The 24,538-nt window shown below is 62.4% G+C and carries 36 protein-coding genes; 2 read left to right on the plus strand and 34 right to left on the minus strand.

Annotated features, from left to right (window positions below):
• Positions 1-7: 7 nt before the first annotated feature.
• The 23 genes from LHL23_RS21700 to LHL23_RS21810 all read right to left on the minus strand — a co-directional run bounded on the left by LHL23_RS21700 (position 8) and on the right by LHL23_RS21810 (position 14,204).
• Positions 8-1,024, minus strand: a complete 1,017-nt coding sequence (locus tag LHL23_RS21700; protein ID WP_019298014.1) for a DNA-directed RNA polymerase subunit alpha — start codon at positions 1,022-1,024, stop codon at positions 8-10.
• A gap of 113 nt (positions 1,025-1,137) precedes the next feature.
• Positions 1,138-1,527: a 30S ribosomal protein S11 gene (gene rpsK, locus LHL23_RS21705; protein ID WP_019298013.1), complete on the minus strand. Its 390-nt coding sequence runs from the start codon at positions 1,525-1,527 to the stop codon at positions 1,138-1,140.
• A gap of 14 nt (positions 1,528-1,541) precedes the next feature.
• The gene (rpsM, locus tag LHL23_RS21710; protein WP_222480457.1) at positions 1,542-1,910 is read right to left on the minus strand and encodes a 30S ribosomal protein S13; all 369 of its coding nucleotides are present in this window, start codon (positions 1,908-1,910) and stop codon (positions 1,542-1,544) included.
• A 223-nt stretch (positions 1,911-2,133) separates the two neighbouring features.
• Positions 2,134-2,529, minus strand: a complete 396-nt coding sequence (locus LHL23_RS21715) for a hypothetical protein (RefSeq protein ID WP_222480459.1) — start codon at positions 2,527-2,529, stop codon at positions 2,134-2,136.
• 72 nt (positions 2,530-2,601) lie between these two features.
• Positions 2,602-3,249, minus strand: coding sequence for an adenylate kinase (locus LHL23_RS21720; protein WP_226431525.1), 648 nt, complete (start codon positions 3,247-3,249; stop codon positions 2,602-2,604).
• On the minus strand, positions 3,246-4,610 hold the full coding sequence (gene secY, locus LHL23_RS21725) for a preprotein translocase subunit SecY (protein WP_222480462.1): 1,365 nt from the start codon (positions 4,608-4,610) through the stop codon (positions 3,246-3,248). Before secY ends, LHL23_RS21720 begins: the two co-directional genes overlap by 4 nt.
• A gap of 111 nt (positions 4,611-4,721) precedes the next feature.
• Positions 4,722-5,192 (minus strand): 50S ribosomal protein L15, encoded by a 471-nt coding sequence (rplO, locus tag LHL23_RS21730; protein ID WP_226431526.1) that lies wholly within the window; start codon positions 5,190-5,192, stop codon positions 4,722-4,724.
• A gap of 702 nt (positions 5,193-5,894) precedes the next feature.
• Complete coding sequence (locus tag LHL23_RS21735; protein ID WP_222480466.1) at positions 5,895-6,110, minus strand: DUF1127 domain-containing protein; 216 nt, start codon at positions 6,108-6,110, stop codon at positions 5,895-5,897.
• 265 nt (positions 6,111-6,375) lie between these two features.
• Positions 6,376-6,588 (minus strand): DUF1127 domain-containing protein, encoded by a 213-nt coding sequence (locus LHL23_RS21740; protein WP_226431527.1) that lies wholly within the window; start codon positions 6,586-6,588, stop codon positions 6,376-6,378.
• A 263-nt stretch (positions 6,589-6,851) separates the two neighbouring features.
• A complete protein-coding gene (locus tag LHL23_RS21745; protein ID WP_226431528.1) occupies positions 6,852-7,778 on the minus strand; it encodes a hypothetical protein in 927 nt (308 codons plus the stop codon).
• Positions 7,779-7,957: 179 nt separating this feature from the next.
• Positions 7,958-8,146, minus strand: a complete 189-nt coding sequence (rpmD, locus tag LHL23_RS21750) for a 50S ribosomal protein L30 (RefSeq protein WP_019298002.1) — start codon at positions 8,144-8,146, stop codon at positions 7,958-7,960.
• Positions 8,147-8,159: 13 nt separating this feature from the next.
• Complete coding sequence (gene rpsE / locus LHL23_RS21755) at positions 8,160-8,729, minus strand: 30S ribosomal protein S5 (protein ID WP_222480472.1); 570 nt, start codon at positions 8,727-8,729, stop codon at positions 8,160-8,162.
• 113 nt (positions 8,730-8,842) lie between these two features.
• Complete coding sequence (gene rplR, locus LHL23_RS21760; RefSeq protein ID WP_222480474.1) at positions 8,843-9,202, minus strand: 50S ribosomal protein L18; 360 nt, start codon at positions 9,200-9,202, stop codon at positions 8,843-8,845.
• 11 nt (positions 9,203-9,213) lie between these two features.
• The gene (gene rplF, locus LHL23_RS21765; RefSeq protein ID WP_039191295.1) at positions 9,214-9,747 is read right to left on the minus strand and encodes a 50S ribosomal protein L6; all 534 of its coding nucleotides are present in this window, start codon (positions 9,745-9,747) and stop codon (positions 9,214-9,216) included.
• A 12-nt stretch (positions 9,748-9,759) separates the two neighbouring features.
• A complete protein-coding gene (gene rpsH, locus LHL23_RS21770) occupies positions 9,760-10,152 on the minus strand; it encodes a 30S ribosomal protein S8 (RefSeq protein ID WP_008554600.1) in 393 nt (130 codons plus the stop codon).
• A 13-nt stretch (positions 10,153-10,165) separates the two neighbouring features.
• Positions 10,166-10,471, minus strand: coding sequence for a 30S ribosomal protein S14 (gene rpsN, locus LHL23_RS21775; RefSeq protein ID WP_222480476.1), 306 nt, complete (start codon positions 10,469-10,471; stop codon positions 10,166-10,168).
• A gap of 20 nt (positions 10,472-10,491) precedes the next feature.
• Positions 10,492-11,055, minus strand: a complete 564-nt coding sequence (gene rplE, locus LHL23_RS21780) for a 50S ribosomal protein L5 (RefSeq protein ID WP_222480479.1) — start codon at positions 11,053-11,055, stop codon at positions 10,492-10,494.
• Positions 11,055-11,360 carry a 50S ribosomal protein L24 gene (gene rplX / locus LHL23_RS21785; RefSeq protein ID WP_019297995.1) on the minus strand — a complete coding sequence of 102 codons (306 nt, stop codon included), beginning with the start codon at positions 11,358-11,360 and terminating at the stop codon, positions 11,055-11,057. The genes rplE and rplX overlap by 1 nt, the downstream gene beginning before the upstream one ends.
• Positions 11,361-11,362: 2 nt before the next feature.
• Positions 11,363-11,731, minus strand: coding sequence for a 50S ribosomal protein L14 (gene rplN, locus LHL23_RS21790; RefSeq protein WP_005621870.1), 369 nt, complete (start codon positions 11,729-11,731; stop codon positions 11,363-11,365).
• 98 nt (positions 11,732-11,829) lie between these two features.
• On the minus strand, positions 11,830-12,060 hold the full coding sequence (gene rpsQ, locus LHL23_RS21795; protein ID WP_174148064.1) for a 30S ribosomal protein S17: 231 nt from the start codon (positions 12,058-12,060) through the stop codon (positions 11,830-11,832).
• A gap of 11 nt (positions 12,061-12,071) precedes the next feature.
• Positions 12,072-12,272, minus strand: coding sequence for a 50S ribosomal protein L29 (rpmC, locus tag LHL23_RS21800; RefSeq protein ID WP_039125973.1), 201 nt, complete (start codon positions 12,270-12,272; stop codon positions 12,072-12,074).
• Positions 12,273-12,474: 202 nt separating this feature from the next.
• Positions 12,475-13,518 (minus strand): succinylglutamate desuccinylase/aspartoacylase family protein, encoded by a 1,044-nt coding sequence (locus LHL23_RS21805; RefSeq protein ID WP_222480481.1) that lies wholly within the window; start codon positions 13,516-13,518, stop codon positions 12,475-12,477.
• Positions 13,519-13,583: 65 nt separating this feature from the next.
• The gene (locus tag LHL23_RS21810) at positions 13,584-14,204 is read right to left on the minus strand and encodes a 2OG-Fe(II) oxygenase family protein (protein ID WP_226431529.1); all 621 of its coding nucleotides are present in this window, start codon (positions 14,202-14,204) and stop codon (positions 13,584-13,586) included.
• A gap of 207 nt (positions 14,205-14,411) precedes the next feature.
• Here LHL23_RS21810 and LHL23_RS21815 point away from each other — a divergent pair, with 207 nt between their 5' ends.
• Positions 14,412-16,568, plus strand: coding sequence for a methyl-accepting chemotaxis protein (locus LHL23_RS21815; protein ID WP_226431530.1), 2,157 nt, complete (start codon positions 14,412-14,414; stop codon positions 16,566-16,568).
• Between the two features lie 98 nt (positions 16,569-16,666).
• Positions 16,667-17,899, plus strand: coding sequence for an adenylate/guanylate cyclase domain-containing protein (locus LHL23_RS21820; RefSeq protein WP_226431531.1), 1,233 nt, complete (start codon positions 16,667-16,669; stop codon positions 17,897-17,899).
• Between the two features lie 87 nt (positions 17,900-17,986).
• Here the strand turns inward: LHL23_RS21820 and rplP are convergent, their stop codons facing one another.
• From rplP to LHL23_RS21875, 11 genes are all read right to left on the minus strand, one after another.
• Positions 17,987-18,400: a 50S ribosomal protein L16 gene (rplP, locus tag LHL23_RS21825; protein WP_019297988.1), complete on the minus strand. Its 414-nt coding sequence runs from the start codon at positions 18,398-18,400 to the stop codon at positions 17,987-17,989.
• A gap of 12 nt (positions 18,401-18,412) precedes the next feature.
• Positions 18,413-19,123 carry a 30S ribosomal protein S3 gene (rpsC, locus tag LHL23_RS21830; protein ID WP_222480490.1) on the minus strand — a complete coding sequence of 237 codons (711 nt, stop codon included), beginning with the start codon at positions 19,121-19,123 and terminating at the stop codon, positions 18,413-18,415.
• Complete coding sequence (rplV, locus tag LHL23_RS21835) at positions 19,123-19,503, minus strand: 50S ribosomal protein L22 (protein ID WP_008557868.1); 381 nt, start codon at positions 19,501-19,503, stop codon at positions 19,123-19,125. Before rplV ends, rpsC begins: the two co-directional genes overlap by 1 nt.
• Positions 19,504-19,506: 3 nt before the next feature.
• Positions 19,507-19,785: a 30S ribosomal protein S19 gene (rpsS, locus tag LHL23_RS21840; RefSeq protein WP_008554066.1), complete on the minus strand. Its 279-nt coding sequence runs from the start codon at positions 19,783-19,785 to the stop codon at positions 19,507-19,509.
• Between the two features lie 3 nt (positions 19,786-19,788).
• Positions 19,789-20,631, minus strand: coding sequence for a 50S ribosomal protein L2 (rplB, locus tag LHL23_RS21845; protein ID WP_058285584.1), 843 nt, complete (start codon positions 20,629-20,631; stop codon positions 19,789-19,791).
• Between the two features lie 273 nt (positions 20,632-20,904).
• A complete protein-coding gene (locus LHL23_RS21850) occupies positions 20,905-21,567 on the minus strand; it encodes a hypothetical protein (protein ID WP_226431532.1) in 663 nt (220 codons plus the stop codon).
• A gap of 412 nt (positions 21,568-21,979) precedes the next feature.
• Entirely contained in the window at positions 21,980-22,276 is a 297-nt protein-coding gene (locus LHL23_RS21855; RefSeq protein WP_039188990.1) for a 50S ribosomal protein L23, read from the minus strand.
• Positions 22,273-22,890 (minus strand): 50S ribosomal protein L4, encoded by a 618-nt coding sequence (gene rplD, locus LHL23_RS21860; RefSeq protein WP_226431533.1) that lies wholly within the window; start codon positions 22,888-22,890, stop codon positions 22,273-22,275. The genes LHL23_RS21855 and rplD overlap by 4 nt, the downstream gene beginning before the upstream one ends.
• Positions 22,887-23,612, minus strand: a complete 726-nt coding sequence (rplC, locus tag LHL23_RS21865; protein WP_226431534.1) for a 50S ribosomal protein L3 — start codon at positions 23,610-23,612, stop codon at positions 22,887-22,889. Before rplC ends, rplD begins: the two co-directional genes overlap by 4 nt.
• Positions 23,613-23,630: 18 nt before the next feature.
• Complete coding sequence (rpsJ, locus tag LHL23_RS21870; RefSeq protein ID WP_019298501.1) at positions 23,631-23,945, minus strand: 30S ribosomal protein S10; 315 nt, start codon at positions 23,943-23,945, stop codon at positions 23,631-23,633.
• Between the two features lie 500 nt (positions 23,946-24,445).
• A partial coding sequence (locus LHL23_RS21875) for a hypothetical protein (protein ID WP_207545791.1) occupies positions 24,446-24,538 on the minus strand: 93 nt, incomplete at its 5' end.

Consider the following 24,538-nt stretch of genomic DNA (forward strand, 5'->3'; position numbering starts at 1 on the left):
GAAAACCTTAGAAGCTGTCTTCGAACTTCTTGGCCAGATCTTCGATGTTGTCCGGCGGCCAGTCCTCGACGTCCATGCCGAGGTGCAGGCCCATGCCCGACAGAACTTCCTTGATCTCGTTCAGCGACTTGCGGCCGAAGTTCGGGGTGCGCAGCATCTCCGCTTCGGTCTTCTGGATCAGGTCGCCGATATAGACGATGTTGTCGTTCTTCAGGCAGTTTGCCGAACGGACAGACAGTTCCAGCTCGTCCACTTTCTTGAGCAGAAGCGGGTTGAACTCCAGACCATCGTCCTCGTCCTGGCGGCCGGCCGATTCCGGCTCGTCGAAGTTGACGAAGATCGACAGCTGGTCCTGCAGGATGCGGGCGGCATAGGCCACGGCATCGTCAGGAGAGATGGAGCCGTCGGTTTCCACCTTCATGGTCAGCTTGTCATAGTCCAGCACTTGGCCCTCGCGGGTCGGCTGAACGTCATAGGAGACCTTCTTGACCGGCGAGTAGATCGCGTCGATCGGGATCAGGCCGATCGGTGCGTCTTCCGGCTTGTTCTTGTCTGCCGAGACATAGCCCTTGCCGGTGTTCACGGTCAGTTCCATGAACAGGTCGGCGCCGTCGTCCAGGTGGCAGATCACGTGGTCGCGGTTCAGAACCTCGATGCCTGCGGTCTCGGCAATGTCGCCAGCGGTGACAACTGCCGGGCCCTTGGCATTGATCGACAGGCGCTTGGGGCCTTCGACTTCCATGCGCAGGGACACGCCCTTGAGGTTCAGGATGATGTCGGTGACGTCTTCACGGACACCGGCCACGGACGAAAACTCGTGCAGGACGTTGTCGATCTGCACGCTGGTGATGGCGGCGCCTTGCAGCGAGCTCATCAGGACGCGGCGCAGCGCGTTGCCCAGGGTCAGGCCGAAACCGCGTTCCAGCGGCTCTGCGACGACAGTTGCCTGGCGTGCAGGATCGTTGCCCGGCTTCACTTCCAGCTGTGCCGGTTTGATCAGCTCTGCCCAGTTCTTATGGATCATGCGTTCCCTCCATTCCTGTCCTTGCCCCATGTCCGAAAGGCCAAGGACGCCCGAGGTTTAAATGACGCACTGGGGCCCTGCGAATCAAGCGGGGCCCCAGCAAAAAATTCGAATTAGACGCGGCGGCGCTTCGGCGGGCGGCAGCCGTTGTGCGCGATCGGGGTCACATCACGGATCGAGGTGATGTTGAAGCCGACAGCGGCCAGTGCGCGCAGAGCCGATTCACGGCCAGAGCCGGGGCCCTGAACTTCGACTTCCAGAGTCTTCACACCGTGTTCCTGGGCTTTCTTGCCCGCGTCCTCAGCAGCCATCTGAGCCGCGTAAGGAGTGGATTTCCGCGAGCCTTTGAAGCCCATGGTGCCGGCGGACGACCAGGAGATCGCGTTGCCCTGCACGTCGGAGATCAGGATCTTGGTGTTGTTGAACGAAGAGTTCACGTGAGCAACGCCGGAGGCGATGTTCTTGCGCTCTTTACGCTTAATGCGGGTTTTATCGCGTGCCATTGATCAAGCCCCCCTTACTTCTTCTTGCCGGCGATCGGCTTTGCCGGGCCCTTGCGGGTGCGGGCGTTGGTGTGGGTACGCTGACCGCGGACCGGCAGGTTGCGGCGGTGGCGCAGGCCACGGTAGCAGCCCAGGTCCATCAGACGCTTGATGTTCATGGTCACTTCACGGCGCAAGTCGCCTTCGACGGTGTAGTTGGCGTCGATGTGCTCGCGCACGGCCAGGACTTCTGCGTCGGACAGTTCGTTCACACGGCGGGTCTGGTCGATGCCCACGGCTTCGCAGATTGCTTTCGCCGAGGTGTTGCCGATACCGGTGATATAGGTGAGGGCGATGGGAACCCGCTTTGCAGTCGGGATGTTAACGCCGGCAATACGTGCCACGTGTCACTTTCCTTTTCGTTGCGGTTCCGTAACGCCGGAACCTTTTTTCACAACACTTGACCGTGGCAGTGTGGCCAGAGGGTCCAGCATTTCGAGGTGGTAAGGCAGACAGACGAATCCATCCGCCGGGAATCATTCCCAGAAGGGATGGGGTTGCCTATGTGGAATTGCCGCGGGGGTCAACCCGTGATCTGCGAAAACCCGGGGGCCGCCCCCTGCCCCGTCAGCTGCTGCAGGCAAAGAACTGCAGCGGCTCGGCTTCGCCCATCCAGACGGATACCGTGCCAGGCTCCTCCGGGTCCAGAACTACCGTGAACAGCTGCGGGAAATACTGCGGCCCAGGCAGCTCGCAGCGGCCCGTGTGGTCGCTGACCCGGTAGCTGCCCCATTCCAGGCTGAGCGCAGGCTGGAAGTTGCAGAAATACTCCATCGAGCTGAAGCCGTTTTCATGCAGGATCAGCCCGCCCTCATTGGCATAATCCGCAACCCCGTCCTGGCTGATCAGCACCCGGTCGCAGGCGGCGGCATCGTCAAGGTACAGCTGGTCCGCCAAAAGCGGGCCGGACAGGGCAGCCGCCGCGGCCAGAACGGCCGGGGCTTTCAGAAAATGGGCGGTCATCGGAACCTCCGGAAATGAAAATGCCCCGCAGCTTTGCAGCACGGGGCACTTCTATCCGGTAAACGGGGCGGCTTATTCGCCCATGATCCACGCCATGCTCTTGCGGACGTCCTCGATCGAGGCGAGGCCGTCGACGCGCTGCAGGTTGCCCTTGGCATAGTAGTAGCCGATCAGCGGCGAGGTCTTCTTGTAGTATTCCATCAGGCGGGTCTTGAGGCTGTCCTCATTGTCATCCGCCCGGCGCTGCACGTCGGTGCTGCCGCAGTTGGCGCATTTGCCGTCTGCCGGCCAGGGCTTGGTCTGGTCGTGGTAGACCTCGCCGCAGCCGCCGCAGGTGGAGCGGCCGGTGATGCGGGCGACCAGCGCCTCGTCGTCGACCTGCATCTCGATCACGGCGTCGAGTTTCAGATCCATCTCGTCCAGCAGTTTGGCCAGCGCGTCGGCCTGGGCCAGGGTGCGCGGGAAGCCGTCGAAAATGAAGCCGCCGGCGGCGCCCTCCTGCAGCTTCTCGCGGATCAGGCCGATCACGATCTGATCGGTGACCAGCTTGCCCTCGGCCATGATGGCGGCAACCTTCTTGCCCATCTCGGTGCCGGAGGTCTGGGCGTCCCGCAGCATGTCGCCGGTGCTGAGCTGCACCATGCCGCGGGATTCAACCAGGTAACGCGCTTGGGTGCCTTTGCCCGCACCAGGCGGGCCAAGGAGAATAATGTTGGTCATCGGCGAGAGGGTCCCCGTTTTGTCCGTTTCTTGTTGCGCCCGCGCAGCTGGCTCTTCTCGATAAGGCCCTCATACTGATGCGCGAGGAGGTGGCTTTGCACCTGCTGGATGGTGTCCATGGTGACGGATACCACAATCAGAACGGACGTGCCGCCAAAATATACCGGGATGGCGAATTGGCCGCGGAGCACCTCTGGCAGCAGGCAGACCAGCGCCAGATAGCCGGAGCCCAGAACCAGGATGCGGTTGACCACGTACTCAATATACTCGGCGGTCTTCTTGCCCGGGCGGATGCCGGGAACAAAGCCGTTCTGGTTCTTCAGGTTGTTCGCCACGTCGTCCGGTTTGAAGGAGACGTTGAAGGTGTAGAAATAGGCAAAGAACACGATCATCGCGACGAAGAACAACAGGTACAGCGGCTGGCCGGGGCCGAAGTTCGCCAAGAGCCAGGACATCACCGGACCGGTGGCCGCGCCCGAGGAGAACGCCGAGATGGTGGTCGGCAGCAGCAGCAGCGAGGAGGCGAAGATCGCCGGGATAACGCCCGCCGGGTTCACCTTGACCGGCAGGTGCGAGGAGCCGCCGTCATAGACCTTCATGCCGACCTGGCGGCGCGGGTACTGGATGTGGATCTTGCGCAGCGCGCGCTCCATGAACACCACGAACATGATCACCGCAACCACCATCACCATCACGCCGATGATCACGGCGGGGCTGATCGCGCCGGAGCGGCCGGAGGCGAAGAACTGGGCAATCGCTGCCGGAACCTCGGCGATGATGCCGACGAAGATGATCAGCGAGATGCCGTTGCCGATGCCGCGCTGGGTGATCTGCTCGCCCAGCCACATCAGGAACATGGTGCCGCCGACCAGGGTGATCATGCAGGCCATGCGGAAATACATGCCCGGATCGGTCGCCAGGTCGCCCTGCTCCAGCGACACGGCAAGGCCGTAGGCCTGCGCGGTCGCCAGCGCCACGGTGCCGTAGCGGGTGTACTGGTTGATCTTCTTGCGGCCCTGCTCGCCCTCTTTCTTGAGCTGCTCAAGCGAGGGAACCATAGACGTCAGAAGCTGAACGATAATGGAGGCGGAGATATAGGGCATGATGCCAAGGGCAAAGATCCCCATGCGGCCAAGCGCGCCGCCGGTGAACATCGACACCATGCCGCCGATGCCCTGGCCCGCCTGCTCCATGAACTGGCGGAGGGCGGCTGCGTCAATGCCGGGAACCGGAATAAAGGTGCCCAGGCGGTAGACAATCAAAAGGCCGATGGTGAACAGGATGCGGTTGCGCAGATCCGTAGCCTTGCCAAGGGCAGCCCAGCTGGTGTTTGCCGCCATTTGTTCTGCTGCTGATACCATGAAAAGGTCTCTTCTTTAGCGAAAACGCCGCCCGGAACCGTTTTCCGGCTCGGGCGGCGTTCTAGGAAAACTGAGGACTATGTAAGCGGCATTTGCGCCGCTCACAAGCCGTTACTCTGCGGCGGCGGGGGCTGCCACAGTCAGAGTGCCGCCGGCTTTCGCAACAGCATCAACAGCAGCAGCGGATGCGCCGGTGACGGAGATGGTCGCTTTGGCGGTGATTTCGCCTTTGGCCAGGACGCGGACGCCGTCCAGCTTGCGGCGGACCAGGCCGGAGGCAACCAGCGAATCCTCGGTGATGGAGGCCGCGTCCAGCTTGCCTGCGTCGATGAACTTCTGGATCAGGCCCAGGTTCACAACGGCGTATGCCTTGCGGTTCGGCTTGTTGAAGCCGCGCTTGGGCAGACGCTGGTACAGCGGCATCTGGCCGCCTTCGTAGCCGTTGATGGCCACGCCCGAACGGGATTTCTGACCCTTGATACCGCGGCCGCCCATTTTGCCTTTGCCGGAACCCGGGCCACGGGCCACACGGGTGCGTTTCTTGGCAGCGCCGGGATTGTCGCGCAGTTCGTGAAGTTTCATGTCGCTTCTCCTTGCCGGATGTGGCCCCCGAAGCGTGATGGGCCAAACACGGCGTTTCTTGATTGGTGATTCCGTGGCGCGGAACGCCACCGGGTGCCTATAGACGGGATGGGGAATGGGATCAAGCCCTGCGGGCCAGGCAGGGCTGAAGGAATGCAGCAAAGGCCGCCAAGGCCCCTGCCCTGCCGGTTGCGCATCCTGCCGTCTGTCTCTCTGTTCCGTTCCGTCTAGGGCCGTCCGGTAAAGGGTGGCGGCGCCGCCGGGGTGGAGATGGGATGGGGATGACCCCATGCGAAAACGCGTCTGCGCGCTCCGGGTGCCAGACCGGAGCCCAGTTCCATGTGCCGGGGGTGTCAGGCCCGGCGGGTGATCATGACCGGGGATGATCCTGCCAGAGCCGGGTTAAAACCCCGTAGGCGGTGCGTACGGTGGGTGCGCAACAGGTGCTTTGGTCTTTTACTACTCGGCTTCAGTTGCGGAAACCCTGAGGGCAGCGCCCGGCCCGGCGGGGCGGGAAGAGAAGCGCCCGCCCCGTGGGGGGCGGGACGGGCGCTGTCCGGCCTTGCGGCCGGACGAGAACGTTCAAGTTGGGTGCCGCCCAACTAGCAGAACGGAAACAAAAAACGCCCCCGCCGGATGGCGGGGGCGCTTTGGGGCCGGGCTGTTGGAGAGGGAGGAGGATCCGCCAGCCGGCCGGGGAGATCACTTGCCGTAGACGTGCTCGCGGGCGGCGCCGGGGATGGCGCAGCGGCTGAGGCCGATGTCGGCCAGGTCGCGGGCCGAGAGCGCGCGCAGCGCGTGGACGGTCTGCCGGTATTCGCGGCGCATCCGCCAGTTCCGGAACAGCCCGGACAGGATGCCTGCCAGCCGGGCGGGGATGCCGGCGGAAACCGGCGCGGTGAGAGTCGAATAAGCCATTGTTCTTGTTCCTTCGCGCCCGCCCGGAACGTGCATCCGGCGCGCCGCTTGATCTGTTCGTCTGAAGTGAAAGGGAAATAGGGACGGCCCGGCGGGGCCGCAACGGCTGCTTTGGTCTGGCAGCTATGCAGCACCCGCATAACACCTTCGCGTGAGGGATCTTGAACCCCGCCAAAAGAAAACGCCCCCGCCCCGGAGGGGCAGAGGCGCTTTGGCCCGGGCATGAAGAGGAGGAGGAGAGGAGCGCCCGGGAGGAAGGGAATTCTCAGCCGTAGACGTGCTGGCGCGCGATGTCGGCGATATCGCTGCGGCGCACGCCGATGTCGGAGAGCTCATGATCGCTCAGCGCGTCCAGCTCGTTGAAGGTGCGCTGGAATTCGCGGGCTTTGGTCCAGGAGTCCACCAGGCCTTCGACGGTCGCGCGGAGGCGGGCGGTGAGGCTGTGGCCGGAGTGTGCAGCGGAAATAACATGTGCCATCGTTCAGGTCCTTGTCTCTGAAGCCGGGCCTATTCCCGGCGGTCTCTGTATGGTCGTTTGCTGTGACACCGAGATAGGACCGGGGAATGAGTCGAACAACTGACGGATCGGACTGCCCGCTATGCAGGCATTGCAAGGGGCCCTGCCAGCCAATCACCCGTCCTGCCACTGGCGCAGGCCTTCGCTCCATTTGGAAATCTCCGCAAAGAATGCCGGCCGCCAACCGGGAAAGGCATCACCTGCGCGGCGGTGCGTTCAGGGCGTCATCCGCCGGCCCCCGGGCGCTGAACGGCCCGGAGCAGCGACAGCGCCCCCCAAAGCAGGAAAACCGGCAGCACGAGCATCCGCAGCGTGAAAATGCCGATCAGTGTCAGGGATGAGCGCAGGATAGTGTCGGCTTCCTCGACAAAGACCTGCGCCGCCTCGAGATAGCGGCCGCTCTGCTCAAAGACGCCGCTGATGCCATTGCTGACGCCGGCGACCTGGCTGCCCAGCCACTCCAAAACCCCCGCATCCCCTTCCGCTTCCGGGCCTGTCTCAGGCGCCGCATCCTCCTCCGCCCCGATGAGAATTTTCGCTTGCTGCGCGACTGCATCAAGCTCGGCCATTGCCGCGCTCATCTGGGCTTCGGTGGCACGCTCTCCGGCCCAGACGCCGAAGGAAAAGACCAGGGGCACGGCAAGGCCAACGGCAAAGCCAATTGCGATCCCCCGGTTGCAAAGCGCTGTCACCGGTCTCGCGGCGGCGGGATAGAGGCCCGCGGCAACCCGGCCCAGCAGCCCGGCGCCGAGAACGGCAAGACCGACGGAAACCACAGGCGCGAGGCCAACCGTGGCCAGTGCAGCCCCTGCCGCAACGAGAAAGACGGCATCGGCAACGCGCTCCACCGTATCGTCAACCGGTTCCAGCACCTTCAGCGGCTGGAGGCTCGCCTGGCCGACAACGGAGGCGCCCACCTCGATCTCCTGCGCGGTGGAAAGCGCGGCATTGATCACGCGCAACGAGACATACACGGCCACTGAGGAGGTTGCGATATCCTCCGCCGTGTGTTCCGCCGCCGAGACAAGCGGGTTCCAGTCGCTGCGCCCAAACAGGCCGAAGATCCCGGCGCAGAGAAGGAACAGGCCGGCAGCCGCACAGGCAGCCGCCTTGGCGCTTTTTCTCACTGAATTGCGGGCCGGGTTGGTCATTGCTGGGTCACTGATGCGTTCTGAAAGGCTTCAAACACGCATACCACGCAAGAGCCGCGGCACAACACCTGTGCTCTTCCCCGGACCCGGACCGGCACGATCTGCGGGCGCTTCCTGCCGAAACGAAAAACGCCCCCGGCGGACCGGAGGCGTTTTCCAAAGTCAGTGCGAAAAGGGGCCTAGCCGCGCTCTTCGATGATCTGAACCAGGTGCGGGATCGAGTTGACCATGCCGCGCACGGAGGGGGTATCCTCCAGCTCGCGGGTCTTGTGCATCTTGTTCAGGCCCAGGCCAACCAGGGTTGCGCGCTGTTTGGCGGGGCGGCGGATCGGCGAGCCGATCTGCTTGACGACGATGGTTTTTGCCATGTCTCTCTACTCCTTACGCTTCAGCTTCGGCAGCTGCCGGTGCGTCGTCCCGCTTGGGCAGGATGTCGGCGACCTTTTTGCCGCGGCGCTGAGCCACCGAACGCGGGCTCTGCTCTTTGGACAGGCCGTTCAGGGTGGCGCGGATCATGTTGTAGGGGTTCTGCGAGCCGATCGACTTCGAAACGACGTCCTTGACGCCCAGCATTTCGAAGACAGCGCGCATCGGACCACCTGCGATGATACCGGTACCTTCCGGAGCGGTGCGCATCACAACTTTGCCTGCGCCGTGACGGCCGGACATGTCGTGGTGCAGGGTGCGGCCCTCTTTCAGCGGCACGCGGACCATCTGGCGCTTGGCCTGCTCGGTCGCCTTGCGGATCGCCTCGGGCACTTCTTTCGCCTTGCCCTTGCCAAAGCCCACGCGGCCTTTCTGGTCGCCAACGACAACCAGGGCTGCGAAGCCAAAGCGCTTACCGCCTTTTACGGTTTTCGACACGCGGTTGATCGCAACCAGGCGATCTGCAAATTCCGGTGCCTCTTCACGCTCACGGCGGGGGCCGCGGCGGTTTTCACGTTCTGCCATCAGGCATTCCTTTCATAGGGCGCTAGGCGCCTGTTTATCCGATCCTTGGTGAACCCGGCGGAAACCGGGCTCCCGGATCATCGGGGCGGCCCCGAGAGGCCGCCCGCATGGGATTAGATCTTCAGGCCGCCTTCACGCGCAGCGTCGGCCAGAGCCTTCACCTTGCCGTGGAACAGGAAGCCGCCGCGGTCGAAGTAAGCTTCGGTCACGCCAGCCGCTTTTGCGCGCTCGGCGATCGCTGCGCCCACTTTGGTCGCTGCTTCGATGTTGTTCTTGCCAACAACACCCAGATCTTTTTCCAGGGTCGAAGCGGCTGCCAGGGTCACACCGCGCAGGTCGTCGATCAGCTGAACAGAGATGTTCTTGTTCGAACGGTGCACGGACAGACGCGGACGGCCTGCGTTCACTTTGCGAAGCTTGTTCCGGACGCGCAGCCGGCGCTTCAGAAACAGGGTACGTTTGCTGTTTGCCATTTTGCTGGTCCTTACTTCTTCTTGCCTTCCTTGCGGAAGATGAACTCGCCCTTGTAGCGGATGCCCTTGCCTTTGTACGGCTCGGGACGGCGCCAGTCGCGGATTTTCGCCGCCACTTCGCCCACCTGCTGCTGGTCGATGCCTTCCACAACGATTTCGGTCTGCTTCGGTGCGGTGATGGTGATGCCATCGGGTGCAACGAAGTCGACGTCGTGGCTGTAGCCCAGGTTCAGCTTCAGGGTGTTGCCCTGCATCTGCGCCCGGTAACCCACACCCTGGATCTCCAGCTCTTTCTTGAAGCCCTGGGTCACGCCGGTCACGAGGTTGGCCACCTGAGTGCGGGACATGCCCCACTGCTGACGGGCACGCTTGGACTTGCCGCGCGGCTCGATGGTGACAACGTTGTCGTTCACGGAGAGGGTGACGTCGTCGGTTGCGGTGAAGGTGCGGGCGCCTTTCGGGCCTTTCACTTCAATGGTCTGGCCGGACACAGAGGCGGAAACGCCGCTGGGCAGTTCGACCGGTTTCTTACCAATACGGGACATTGCGAGGCCTCCTTAGAAGACGGTGCAAAGCACTTCGCCGCCAACGTTGGCTGCGCGTGCGTTTGCGTCCGACATCACACCCTTGGGGGTGGAGACAATCGACACGCCCAGGCCCTGGCGGACCGACGGGATGTCATTGACGCCCATGTAAACGCGGCGGCCGGGCTTGGAGACCCGCTTGAGCTCGCGAATGACAGGTTCGCCGTCGAAGTACTTGAGGCTGATTTCGATGGCCGGGTGGCCATTTTCACCAGTGGTTTTCTCATAACCGCGGATGTAGCCCTCGTCCGCCAGCACATCCAGCACCCATGCCCGCAGCTTGGACGCCGGGGTCATGACGGTGGATTTGCCGCGCATCTGAGAGTTACGGATACGGGTGAGCATATCGCCGATAGGATCGTTCATATCAGTCTCTCCCTTACCAGCTCGATTTCACCAGGCCGGGGATCTGACCAGCAGAGCCCAGCTCGCGCAGCGCGATACGGCTGATCTTCAGCTTACGGTAGTAAGCGTGCGGACGGCCGGTCAGCTGGCAACGGTTGTGCAGACGGGTTGCCGACGAGTTGCGCGGCAGTTTCGCCAGTTTCAGACGCGCCTTGAAGCGCTCTTCCATCGGGCGAGATTCGTCGTTTGCGATTTCTTTCAGCTCGGCACGCTTTGCGGCGTATTTTGCCACCAGGCGCTCGCGCTTCTTCTCGCGTTCGATCATGCTTTTCTTAGCCATGGTCTCTATCCTTCCCGCGCTTAGCTGTTGAAGGGCATGTTGAAAGCTTTCAACAGCGCCTTTGCTTCCGCGTCGGTTTTCGCGGTGGTGGCGATCACGATGTCCATGCCCCAGGCTTCGTCGATCTTGTCGAAGTCGATTTCCGGGAACACGATGTGCTCTTTCAGGCCCATGGCATAGTTGCCGCGGCCGTCGAAGGAGGTGCCCGAAACACCGCGGAAGTCGCGGATACGGGGCATCGCGATGGTGATCAGACGGTCGAGGAATTCGTACATCCGGTCACCGCGCAGGGTCACCTTGGCGCCCATCGGCATGCCTTCGCGAACGCGGAAGCCGGCGATGGAGTTCTTTGCCACGGTGGTCAGAGCCTTCTGGCCCGCGATCGCGGTCAGGTCGGCCTGGGCGGATTTGGCTTTCTTGCTGTCTTTGACAGCAGCGCGGCCGCAGCCGATGTTCAGAACGATCTTGTCCAGCTTGGGGATCATCATCTCGTTCTTGTAGGCGAACTCTTCTTTCAGGGCGCCACGGATGGTGTCCTTGTAGAGAGTCTTCAGGCGCGGGGTGTAAGTTGCAGCGTCAAGCATCAGACGGTCTCCCCGGTGGTCTTGGCGAAGCGCACCTTCTTGCCGTCTTCCTCGCGGAAGCCGACGCGGGTTGCTTTGCCGTTGCTGTCCAGCAGTGCCAGGTTCGACAGGTCGATCGGCAGTGCCTTGGGCAGACGGCCGCCCTGGCTGTTCTGGGTCTGGCGGGTGTGGCGGATTGCCATGTTCACGCCTTCGACGACGGCTTTGCCGGCTTTCGGGTCAACGGAGGCGATGGTGCCTTCCTTGCCCTTGTCGCGGCCTGCCAGCACGACGACCTTGTCGCCTTTACGGAGTTTAGCAGCCATGATTACAGCACCTCCGGAGCCAGCGAGATGATCTTCATGAAGTTCTTCGCGCGCAGTTCACGAACAACCGGGCCAAAGATACGGGTACCGACCGGCTCGTTGTTGTTGTTCAGGATGACAGCTGCGTTCCGGTCAAAACGGATCGCGGTGCCGTCTTCGCGGCGGACTTCTTTGGCGGTGCGCACGACAACGGCCTTGCGGACGTCGCCTTTTTTCACGCGGCCGCGCGGGATGGCTTCCTTGACCGAGACGACGATAATGTCGCCAACGGATGCGTATTTACGCTTGGAGCCACCCAGAACCTTGATGCACTGAACCCGGCGGGCGCCGGAGTTGTCAGCTACATCCAGATTTGTTTGCATCTGGATCATGTGGTTTCTCCCGACCTATGGGGCAGCGATGCGTGCTGTTATCCCCCAGGGTTTCGACTGACTGTTAAGTCTGTCGCCAGGAGTCTCTTGCGAGACTCTTAGGCTTCCAGAACTTCCCAGCGTTTCGTTTTCGATTTCGGCGCGCATTCGATGATGCGTACGGTGTCGCCGACCTTGAAAGCGTTCTTTTCATCGTGAGCCCGGTATTTCTTGGACTTACGGATGGTTTTCTTCAGAACCGGGTGCGTGAAGCGGCGTTCAACCGAGACGGTGATGGTCTGGGCGTTTGCGTCGCTGGTCACAACGCCTTGCAGGATACGTTTGGGCATTGTGTCGCTCCTTATTCGGCCGCTGCTGCGGCTTTTTCGTTCAGGATGGTCTTGACGCGTGCAGCATTGCGGCGGGCCGCCTTGATGCCTGCGGTCGATTCCAGCTGACCGGTTGCCTGCTGAAAGCGCAGGTTGAAGCTCTCTTTTTTCAGGGATGCGAGCATATCGCGGAGTTCATCCACGGTCTTCTCGCGCAGATCATTGGCGTTCATCGCCTTTGTTCCTTGTCCAAAGCACCAGAAGGCCCCTGACGGGTCACCTTTGAACCTGGTGGGTTATGTCAACCGCCCGGAACGGGCAGCAAAAAAGAATCACTTGCCCCTGATCCATGCCGGACCGGGCACAAGCGATGGGTCCCTATAGAGGAGAAGGGTGTGATGGGCAAGGGAAAGATTGGCGGGCCGCCGGGGGCGGTCAGATGATCTCGTCCTCGTCGAACATCGCCGCCCCGTCCAGCTGGGCGTTCAGACTTTCGATGCGGGTTTCGGCCTCCTCCGGCGCCGACACCTTGGCGATGTGGAACAGGGCGTCGCCCTCGTTGACGATGGGCATGTTGGCGCGGCCGATGATCAGGCCGGGCTGGCTGGCGGTCAGCTCCACCTCCTCCTCGCCGAAGGGGTCGGCGACGATGCCCAGCACGTCGCCCTCCTCCACCATCTCGCCAGTGGTCTTGTAGGCGCGCAACAGGCCGCCTGCCGGCGCGCGTTCCCAGCTGCTGTCGGAGGCGCGCACGGGCACCGCCTCAGCCAGCGGCACGCCGTCGTCGGGGATCATGCCGAGCGCGTGCATCACCCGCAGGATGCCCGCCACGCCAACGCGGGCGGACTGTTCGTCGAACCGAAGCCCCTCCCCCGCCTCATAGAGCAGGATATCGACGCCCGCCTTCTGCGCCTCCTTGCGCAAGCTGCCGTCGCGCAGGGAAGAGCGGATCACCACCGGCGCGCCGAAGGCATCGGCATAGCCCAGCGTCTCCTGCGACTTGGGCGACACCCGGATCTGCGGCATGTTGGTGCGGTGGATGGCGGCGGAATGCAGGTCGATGCCCAGATCGCAGCGCGCCACCACCTCAGTCATGAACAGATGCGCCAGGCGGCTGGCCAAGGAGCCGCCCTCGCTGCCCGGGAAGGAGCGGTTCAGGTCGCGCCGGTCCGGCAGGTAGCGGGAGTGGTTGAGAAAGCCGAAGGTGTTGACGATCGGCACCACGATCAGCGTGCCCTTGAGGCGCGAGAACTGGCGGCTGCGCAACAGGCGGCGGGCGATCTCGACCCCGATCACCTCGTCGCCGTGGATGGCGGCGGAGACAAACAGCGCAGGCCCCTCCTCCGCGCCGTGGATCACATGGGCGGACATGGTGACCGGCGTGTGGTCCGACAGCACGCTGACCGGCAGGTCCACCGTGCGGCGGGTGCCGGGCGGGATGTGGAAGCCGCCGATTTCAAAAGGAGAACGCCGCGCCATCTAAACCTCCCGCAGTGCCGTTCCGGGAGGCTAAGCAGCTTTGCGGGCTTTTACAATTGCGGTGCTCAGTCCCAGCGGTAGTTGAAGCTGACGCTGATCCGCTCGTCCTCGGCCATGTTCATCGGCACCTCGTGGCGCAGCCAGCTTTCCCACAACAGCACGTCGCCCACGTCCGGCTTCATGTAGATGAAGGGCTGCAGCTCGCGCCGGGCCTGTTTGGTGCGGGTGGGCGCGGCCATCATCCGGGCCGAACGCGGGTCCTCCAGCTTGAGCGCGCTGGCGCCTTCGGGCATCGACACATAGGTGGTGCCGGAGATCACCGAATGCGGGTGCAGGTGGCTGGAATGGGTGCCGCCTTCCGGCAGGATGTTGATCCAGAGATCCTCCAGCTTCAGCTCGCGCCCGTCCAGGTCGAACTCCAGATCCTTGGCAAAGGCGGCGACGTGCTGGTCCAGCGATTTCACCAGGTCCGCAAAGATCGGGAAGCGCCAGGGCAGATCGGTCAGCGAGGCATAAGAGGTATAGCCGGGATAGCCGTTCTCCTCGCACCAGTCCTGGCCGGCATCGTCGTCGCCGGCGATGACAAGGCAGGAGTTTTCCAGTTCCTGCGCATCAACCTTGGGTCCGAATTCGGACAGCTGCGCGCGGTAGAGACGGGTCACGAAGAGCGATTCAATCTGGGCCATGGCGCCGTCTTAGCGCAGACCGCCGGCAAGCGCGAGACCCTCTCGGATCGCTGATCCGGCGAAGCATCCCCGCCTCCCCGCAGGCCAGAGCTGCTGCCGCGCGGAAAAGTTCAATTTTCAATCCTAAAGCTCACGCTGCTTTAACGATTGCGCACCATCTTGGGTCAAAAAACACCAACAAACCTCACTCAGGAATGGCCCGGTCACATGAAGATAAAACTTGCTGTCAGTACTGCTATCCTCTCCATCATTGTCCTGGCCGGCGGCCTGATGGCCGCCCTGGCCGGCCTGCTGCTCTATTCGCATGGCGTGCGCGACGACATGCAGCACCGCGTCGCCGAAATCGAAGAAATCTACCTCAGCCTCGATGAAATCGAGCTTGAGTTCCTGATGGCACGGCGCGCCGAGAAGGATTTCCTGCTGCGCCGCGACGAGAAATACACCGCCCGCCACGCGGAAACGATGGCCCGGATCAAGGCGGCTTATGACTCTCTCCGCCGGCAATTGCCGCAGGTGGCGGAACTGTCCGGATCAGCCCGGCAGCTTAAAGATATCGGCACGTCGATAGACGCCTACGAAGCCAGCTTTGCCGCGCTGGCCGGCAGCAACAAGCGGCTGGGGCTCGATGAGAACAGCGGCCTGGAAGGCCAGCTGCGCACGGCGGTGAAGAACGCCGAGGGGACGCTGAAGACGCTGGACCAGCCGGTCATGCAGGTGAAAATGCTGATGATGCGGCGGCACGAAAAGGACTTCATCATGCGCCAGGCCCCGAAATACCTGGACCGGCTGAACGCCCGGGTGGAAGAATTCCGCGCCTTCCCGGCCAGCCTGTACAGCAGCGCCGCCCAGCAGAAGGAGATCCTGGGGCTGATGGATACCTACCAGAAGTCGTTCTCCGCCTATGTTGAGGAGTCGCTGAAGGAGCAGCAGCTGCGCAAGGAGGTGTCCAGCCATTACGCCGATGCCGAGCCGCTGCTGGCCGCGGTCCACGAGGAGGTGCGGGCATTGCTGGACCAGGTTCGGAACCAGGGCAAGACCATCAGCGCAGAGGCCCAGACCAACGCGCTGCGGGCAGCCATCGGCGGTTCGCTGCTGTTCGTTGCCGTCGCCCTGCTTCTGGCGCGCAGCATCGCCCGGCCGCTCAAGCGCGTGGATATTGCTTTGAAGAAAATGATGCAGAACGACTTCAGCGCCGAAATTCCCAAGACAGGCATTCGCGAGATTTCGGCGATTGCAACCGCGGTTGGCGAATTCCGCGATGCGGAAGCCGCCAAGCAGCAGCTGACTGAGGAGATATCGGGTGTGATCGCCGCCTGCGGCCGGGGCGACTTCTCGCGCCGCATCGCGGGTGGCGGCAGCACCCGGGACGGCGGGCTGAGCAACGGCGTCAATATGATCGGCGAAGTCGCGGAGAAAGGCCTGGGCGATGTTCTGACCGTGCTGGACGCGCTGGCCGAGGGCGACCTGACCCGGCGCATGCCGGCCGGCCAGCAGGGCGTGTTCAAGGATATCTCCGCTGCCATCGACAACCTTGCCGGCAGCCTTGATGCCATTGTCCGGCAGCTGGCAGGCAGCAGCGAGACGCTGAACGACACCTCGCAGGAAATCGCCTCTTCGGTCGCCGATGCCTCGCAGCGCGGCGAATCCTCTGCCGCGGCGCTGGAGGAAACCGCGGCGGCGCTGCAGACGGTGCGCGATACCGTCCAGGACACCGCCAGCAGCGCGCAGGAGGCCCGCCAGTTCGTCAACGGCGCCCAGACCAAGGCCGAAGCCACCCGCGAGGTTGCCGAGCAGACCGTCGCCGCCATGCAGCGCATCAAGGACTCCTCCGATGCGATTTCGAAGATCACCAGCCTGATCGACGACGTCGCCTTCCAGACCAACCTCCTGGCGCTCAACGCGGGGGTGGAGGCTGCCCGGGCGGGCGAAGCCGGACGCGGATTTGCGGTTGTCGCCTCGGAAGTGCGGGCGCTGGCGCAGCGGTCCTCGGACGCGGCCAAGGAAATCAGCGCGCTGATCACCAGCAGCCAGGCTGAAGTGACCGGCGGGGTGGAACTGGTGGATGCCGCGGGCGAGGCGCTGGCGGCCATCCTTCAGACCGTCACCCAGGCGGCGGAAAAGGTGAACGAAATCGCCGAGAACACCACCGAGCAGGCCAACAGCATTTCCGAGGTGAATGTGGCGCTGGAAGCGCTGGACAAGGATTCCCAGCGCAGCGCCGCAATGCTGGAGGAAACCGCGGCAGCGGGCCAGATGCTGCGGGACGAGGCCGCCAGCCTGACCCGGGCGATCTCCGGCTTCCGCATCGATCCTGACAGGCCGGCGGCTGCGGGTGCGGCGGCCCCCGGCGCCGAAGCAGCCTGAGCGCTGCCACGTTGCGGCGGTTGCGCGGCGCGCGACCGCCCGTTTCTTGACATTGCTGCGCGACTTGCCGGAAACTGGCCGCAAGCACCGCGCACGGGATGAGCGTACGACCGAAACTGCACCTCTCGACCGAGTGGGTGACCCGTGCCCCCGAGGGATCCACCCGGGCCATGGCACGCGGTTACGGCCTCGCCCGCATCGGCTATCCTCTGGGGCTGTTTTCCCATGCCTGCTATCTCGTCCTGTTCTGGCACCTCGGCCAGACGGAGATGGCGATCTTCAACATCGCATCGGTGCTGCTGATCGGCTGGGGCCTTGTTGCGGCCTGGACGCTGCGGGACATCAAATGGCCGACCCTGCTGACCTTTGTGGCGGAGATCCCGCTGCATGCGGCGCTGTGCACCTATTTCATGGGACTCGCTCCGTTCTTCCTTGGCTATATCCTGTTTCCGGTCCTGCTGTTTCCCCTGCTTCCCTACTACCAGCCCCGGACGCGCCTGTTCTGGAGCCTTGGCATCGGGGCCACCTTTGTCGCGATCGGCGCATGGGCGATCGCCTATGGTCCGGCACGCCCGCTGCCGGACGGCTGGACCCTGTTCTTCTTTCTTTTCAACGCAGGGCCGATCGTTCCCTTCCTCGGCATTTTCACCGCGATTTACGCGACGGCCGCAGAAACCGCCGAGGACCGGCTGGAGCACGAATTCGAGCGCGCCGAAGGGCTGCTGCTCAACATCCTGCCCCAGCCCATCGCCGAACGCCTGAAGGAAGATCCGCACCTGATTGCCGACGAGTATCCAAGCGTGTCCGTGCTGTTCGCCGACATCGTCAATTTCACTGAAACCGCTGGCCGGCTGACGCCCCCGGAACTTGTCCGGACCCTGAACACGGCGTTTTCCCGCTTCGACGCGCTGGTCGAAAAGCACGGCTGCGAAAAGATCAAGACGATCGGCGATGCCTATATGGTTGTCTCCGGCCTGCCGGAGCCGCGCCGGGACCACGCCGAGGCGATGGTCGCGCTGGCCCTGGACATGATCGATGCGGCCAAGGACATAAATGACTCGGGCGCATTTCCCTTCAGCATGCGGATCGGCATCAGCTCCGGCCCGGTGGTGGCCGGCGTGATCGGGGAACGCAAGTTCGCCTATGACTTGTGGGGGGACACGGTGAACGTCGCCTCCCGCATGGAATCGCACGGGCAGCCAGGAATTATCCAGATCACCGAAGCAACACGCGCCTGCCTGGGCAAGGACCTGAAGATCAATCCGCTCGGCAACGTCGAGGTGAAGGGCAAAGGCAGCATGCCCACCTACTCGGTTTCCCGGCGGAACTGACGCGGCCCTCCCCTGCCCAACAGAAAAGCCCCCGCCGGTTTCCCGGCAGGGGCTGCAGTATTCAGAAGAATGGGAGTGTTCCCGTTCTTACCAGTCTTCGCGGACCACGACGCGGGTCTTCACCGGCAGCTTCATCGCGGCCAGGCGCAGGGCCTCGCGTGCGATTTCATCGCTGACGCCGTCGATCTCGAACATCACGCGGCCAGGCTTAACCTTGGCTGCCCAGTAGTCCACGGAGCCTTTACCTTTACCCATACGGACTTCGGTCGGCTTCGAGGTCACCGGAGTGTCCGGGAAGATACGGATCCAGACACGGCCCTGACGCTTCATGTGGCGGGTCATGGCGCGGCGGGCAGCCTCGATCTGGCGTGCAGTCACACGCTCAGGCTGGGTTGCCTTCAGGCCATAGGTGCCGAAGTTCAGGTCGGAACCGCCTTTTGCCAGGCCGTGGATCCGGCCCTTGTGCATTTTGCGGAATTTAGTGCGCTTTGGCTGAAGCATCTCAAATCCTCCTTAGCGACGGCCGCCACCAGCACCACGGGGTGCAGGGCCGTCCTGGATTTCTTGTGCTTTACGGTCACGCGCCGAAGGATCGTGCTCCATGATCTCGCCTTTGAAGATCCAGACCTTGATCCCGATGATCCCGTAGGGGGTCATCGCTTCGGAGTGTGCGTAATCGATGTCGGCACGCAGGGTGTGCAGCGGCACGCGGCCTTCACGGTACCATTCGGTACGCGCGATTTCCGCACCGCCCAGACGGCCGGCGACGTTCACCCGGATGCCCAGGGCGCCCATGCGCATGGCGTTCTGCACGGCCCGCTTCATGGCGCGGCGGAAGGACACACGGCGCTCCAGCTGCTGAGCGATCGACTCGCCGACCAGCTGGGCGTCCAGTTCCGGCTTGCGCACTTCAACGATGTTGAGGTGCAGCTCGGAGTCGGTCATCTTGGCCAGCTTCTTGCGCAGGACTTCGATGTCCGCGCCTTTCTTGCCGATGATGACGCCCGGACGGGCGGTGTGAATGGTCACGCGGCATTTCTTGTGCGGGCGCTCGATGATCACGCGCGCAACGCCTGCCTGCTTGCATTCTTCCTTGATGAACTCGCGGATTTTCAGGTCCTCGAGCAGCAGATCACCGTAGTCTTTGGTGTCGGCGTACCAGCGGCTGTCCCAGGTGCGGTTCACCTGCAGGCGCATGCCGATCGGATTGACTTTCTGACCCATTAGGCTTGCTCCTCAACTTGACGCACCTTGATGGTGATCTCCGCGAACGGCTTCAGGATTTTGCCGAACCGGCCACGGGCACGCGGGCGGCCGCGCTTCATGGTCAGGTTCTTGCCAACCCATGCCTCGGCGACGATCAGTTCATCGACGTCCAGGTTGTGGTTGTTTTCCGCATTCGCGATGGCGGACTGAAGGCATTTCTTCACGTCCTGCGCGATCCGCTTGTTGGAGAAAGTCAGGTCGGTCAGCGCCTTCTCGACTTTCTTGCCGCGGATCATCTGAGCCACCAGGTTCAGTTTCTGCGGGGAGGTACGGAGCATGCGCAGTTTTGCCATTGCTTCGTTGTCTGCCACGCGGCGGGGGTTCTTTTCCTTGCCCATGACTTACTTCCGCTTCGCTTTTTTGTCTGCGGCGTGGCCATAATAGGTGCGGGTCGGCGAGTATTCACCGAACTTCTGACCGATCATGTCTTCCGAGACGTTGACGGGGATATGCTTCTGGCCGTTGTACACACCGAAGGTCAGGCCGACGAACTGCGGCAGGATGGTGGAACGGCGCGACCAGATCTTGATCACTTCATTGCGGCCCGATTCACGCGCTGCTTCGGCCTTCTTCAGGACGTAAGCATCAACGAAGGGGCCCTTCCATACGGAACGTGCCATGGATTAGCGGCCTTTCTTCTTGGCGTGGCGCGAGCGGATGATGAGCTTCTGCGACGCCTTGTTTTTGTTGCGGGTCCGTTTGCCCTTGGTCGGCTTGCCCCACGGGGTCACCGGGTGGCGGCCACCGGAGGTCCGGCCTTCACCACCGCCGTGGGGGTGGTCGATCGGGTTCATGACGACACCACGCACGGAAGGACGCTTTCCCTTGTGGCGCATACGGCCGGCTTTACCGAAGTTCTGGTTCGAGTTGTCCGGGTTCGACACGGCACCGACGGTGGCCATGCATTCCTGGCGGACCAGGCGCAGTTCGCCCGAGGACAGGCGGATCTGGGCGTAACCGCCGTCACGGCCAACGAACTGAGCATAGGTACCGGCTGCACGGGCGATCTGGCCGCCTTTGCCGGGCTTCATTTCGATGTTGTGAACGATTGTACCGATCGGCATGCCCGAGAACGGCATTGCGTTGCCCGGCTTGATGTCGGCTTTTGCAGACGCGACAACCTTGTCGCCAACAGCCAGACGCTGCGGCGCCAGGATGTAGGCTTGTTCGCCGTCTTCGTATTTGATCAGCGCGATGAATGCGGTCCGGTTCGGGTCGTATTCGATCCGCTCAACGGTGGCCGCTACATCAAATTTGTTCCGTTTGAAGTCAACGATCCGGTAGAGGCGCTTTGCGCCGCCGCCACGGCGGCGTGCAGTGATCCGTCCGGTGTTGTTCCGGCCGCCCGATTTGGTCAGGCCCTCAGTGAGGGATTTGACCGGACGCCCTTTCCAAAGCTCCGAACGGTCGATCAGAACCAGCCCACGCTGGCCCGGCGTCGTCGGTTTATACGACTTGAGTGCCATGCTTTCTGTCTTCCGTTTAGCGTGCCAGGCCTTAGGTTCTTGTCTTTGGCCCGGCTATGTTGAAGGCCCCCGTAGGTGCCTGAGATATAGGGCCCCGAAGGTCCCCGAGTTCGAACATCCTGACAAACGTAACGACCCCGGAACGAATCCGGGGCCTTCAGGATGGGTGGCGTGTAGCAGAGAGTCGGGAGGCTGGCAATGGGTGACTGTTCCCCGCCTTCACCTTCTTCAGAAAAGGAACTTCTGAACCAATTGGGTAGAGCCGCTCAGCGTTTAATCCGCTGTTTCCTGAGCAATGAGCCGCACATGCTTCTTGAGTTGACCAATTGCCTTTTCCATAAAGAAGTGGAACCGAACTTCACGCTTTTCTTCTGTCGAATAGCTTTCAAATTCCCACAGCATTGCCTTGATCTTCAGATACTTTTCGTCTCCTTCGGCTGTGCGTTTTGTGAACGAATATGGAACTGACCCGAGAACAGCCAATGTCACCCCAGCTAAACTGGTAGTGAACGGGTCAACAATCAGGCCCCTGTTCTCCAAAAGACGAAGCTCATACGAGAGTTTCTTCTCAGCGTCAGGAATCTTGAGGTTCTTCGCCGGTGTCCCGAAACTCTTCCTCAGAGCCTGAAACGACCCGGGCTTTGAGCGCACATATTGGCTCCCTGCATTCGTGAAGTCGACAGGGTTTTCGCGCAGGAATTCCTTGAAGTGGCGCTCGATGTATACATCAATCCGCTCAAGGTCCCTATCAAAAGTAAGCCCTTTGCGCTCTTCTAGGTGCCAAACATACGCGGCAAAGACCAATGGCCAAACATAGACCGACTTACCAGTAATAAGATGGCTAAACGTTTCACATTCAGCTTGGTTGGGCCATTCGTGAGGGTTCGTTAACGCCAGAATTCCGTAAGAAAAGGGACTGATATTGAAGGTTTCCATCTTGAATCCACTTAGTATCCACTAGGTACCGATACCTACTTGAAGGAGCCACCTCCAGAACTTAGTTGGCCGCGCCAGCGCCGCCCCGCGGGGTGGTGCTCTCGACGTGGCGTTTGGCAGTTTATCCCGGCCAAATCCGTACGACCTCGCCGACACCCTCCACACCGGCCAAAGCGCCGCCGCATGGGGGCGGGTCATGCCGGAGGCATGCTTTCAGCATGACGCTGGCGCGGCGGCCTGCGGCCTTGATCCCGCGCCTGGGTCTGCCGCCACCGTCGCGCTGCCCGAGGGCAGGTGCTACCGGAGCCATGCCTTCGGCATGACGCTGGCGCGGCGGGGCTTCACGCCCCCGCCCCAACGAAAAAAGGCCCCCGCTTGCGCGAGGGCCTTCCAATAGTCAGAGAGGCAAATCTCAGAGTCCGGTGGACACGTCGATGGTGTTGCCTTCTTCCAGGGTCACATAGGCTTTTTTCACGTCTTTGCGCTTGCCCATCTGGCCGCGGAAACGCTTGACCTTGCCCTTGGTGACGGTGGTGTTGACCGCTTTCACCTTGACGCCAAAGAGAGCCTCGACGGCTTCCTTGATCATCGGCTTGTTGGAGTCGATTGCCACCTCGAACACCACTGCGCCGTTCTCGGACGCCATGGTGGATTTCTCGGTGATGATCGGCTTGCGGATCACGTCGTAGTGTTCTGCCTTCACGCTCATTTCAGACGAGCCTCCAGTGCTTCGACACCCGCCTTGGTGATCACCAGGGTGTCACGCTTCAGGATGTCATAGACGTTGGCACCGATGGTCGGCAGGATGTCCAGACCTTCGATGTTGCGCGACGCTTGCAGGAAGCCTTCGTTGACCGATGCGCCGTCGATGATCAGCGCGCGCTTCCAGCCCAGGTTCTTCACCTGCTTGGCCAGAGCTGCGGTCTTGCCTTCGGCAGCAGCGTCTTCGATGATGACCAGCTCGCCCGCTTTCGCCTTGGCGGACAGCGCGTGGCGCAGGCCCAGCTTGCGGAACTTCTTGGTCAGCTCGTGGCCGTGCGAACGCGGAGTCGGACCCTTGTAGATACCACCCTTGCGGAAGATCGGCGCGTTGCGGTCGCCGTGGCGTGCGCCGCCGGTGCCCTTCTGGCGGTAGATCTTCTTGGTCGAGTAGGAGGTCTCGGAACGGGTCTTCACCTTGTGGGTGCCGGCCTGCGCGTTGTTGCGCTGCCAGCGGACCACGCGGTGCAGGATGTCCGCACGCGGCTCCAGGCCGAACAGGTCTTCGGACAGTTCGATGTCGCCCGCTTTGCCGCCGTCCAGTTTGATCACGTCAAGTTTCATGCTTCACCACCTTCCGCGGGGGCTTCTTCAGCCGGTGCTTCGGTTGCTGCGCCTTTCAGGGCGGCCGGGAACGGCAGGCCTTCGGGTGCTTTCTTCTTCACGGCATCCTTGACGGTAACCCAGCCGGATTTCGGGCCCGGAACGGCGCCCTTGATGAAGACCAGGCCGCGCTCGGCGTCGGTTTTCACCACTTCCAGGTTCTGAGTGGTCACGCGGGCTGCGCCCATGTGGCCGGCCATTTTCTTGCCTTTGAAGACCTTGCCCGGGTCCTGACACTGACCGGTCGAACCGTGCGAACGGTGCGAGATCGACACACCGTGCGAGGCGCGCAGGCCGCCGAAGTTGTGCCGCTTCATGGCACCGGCGAAACCTTTACCGATCGAGGTGCCGGTGACGTCCACTTTCTGGCCAGCCAGGAAGTGTTCGGCCGAGATTTCGGCGCCGACTTCGATCAGGCCGTCCGCGGGGACGCGGAATTCGACCAGCTTGCGCTTGGGTTCAACCTTGGCAGCTGCAAAGTGGCCGCGCATGGCTTGGCTGGTGCGCTTTGCCTTGGCGGAGCCTGCACCCAGCTGAACAGCGGTGTAGCCGTCTTTTTCCTCGGTGCGCTGTGCAACAACCTGCAGGCCGTCCAGGTGGAGAACGGTCACAGGGATCTGCTTGCCGTCTTCCATGAACAGCCGGGTCATGCCGACTTTCTTGGCGATAATACCGGAACGCATAATCTATACCCTCCGATCTTACGACTGCAGCTTGATTTCGACGTCAACGCCGGCGGCTAGGTCGAGCTTCATCAGCGCGTCCACGGTCTGCGGGGTCGGGTCGACGATGTCGAGAAGGCGCTTGTGGGTGCGGATCTCGAACTGGTCGCGGGATTTCTTGTCCACGTGGGGGCCACGCAGAACAGTGAATTTCTCGATCTTGTTCGGCATCGGGATCGGGCCGCGCACTTGCGCGCCGGTCCGCTTGGCAGTGTTGACGATCTCTTGCGTGGACGCATCCAGCACGCGATAGTCAAATGCCTTCAGCCGGATACGGATGTTTTGGCTTTGCATCGTACAGCCTTATTTTCAGGCGTTGGGGTTGAGAGGAGGGCCTGCGACCACCGCAACCCCTCATCGAACCCAAAAGGCGGGAATCATCCCGCCCCTATTCGCACTCGGCGAACCCGCGCCCTATACGCCCTATGGCCCCATGTGGCAAGGGGGTTTGCCGCGAAACCGCTGCGTTTGTGGCGCACGGAGGGATTGCCCCCCGGCAAAACGGGCAGGCGCGGTTGCATCGCACCCGGAGCTATCGCTGCCTGCGGCCTCAAAAGCTCCACTAGAGCTTTTGCAAGACGGCCCCCGGTCCCGGGGCCGGTCCCTGCCCTGTTCAAACGTTTGGGCATAGAAAAAGGGCCTCCCGGAGGAGGCCCTTTCTACCAAGTATCAGGAGACCTGACAACTCGATGATTTTGGACACAGTCTTAGTGCGCGCGTCTCAGGATCATCGCGTTCAAACAAAAAGGGCGCCGCAGGGGCGCCCTTTCCGTTCGAACATTCGCTGGCGCGAATTACTCGATGATCTTCGACACGACGCCGGCGCCGACGGTGCGGCCGCCTTCGCGGATGGCGAAGCGCAGGCCGTCTTCCATCGCGATCGGCGC

This window comes from Leisingera sp. McT4-56, assembly GCF_020514995.1.
Lineage (GTDB): Bacteria > Pseudomonadota > Alphaproteobacteria > Rhodobacterales > Rhodobacteraceae > Leisingera > Leisingera aquaemixtae_A.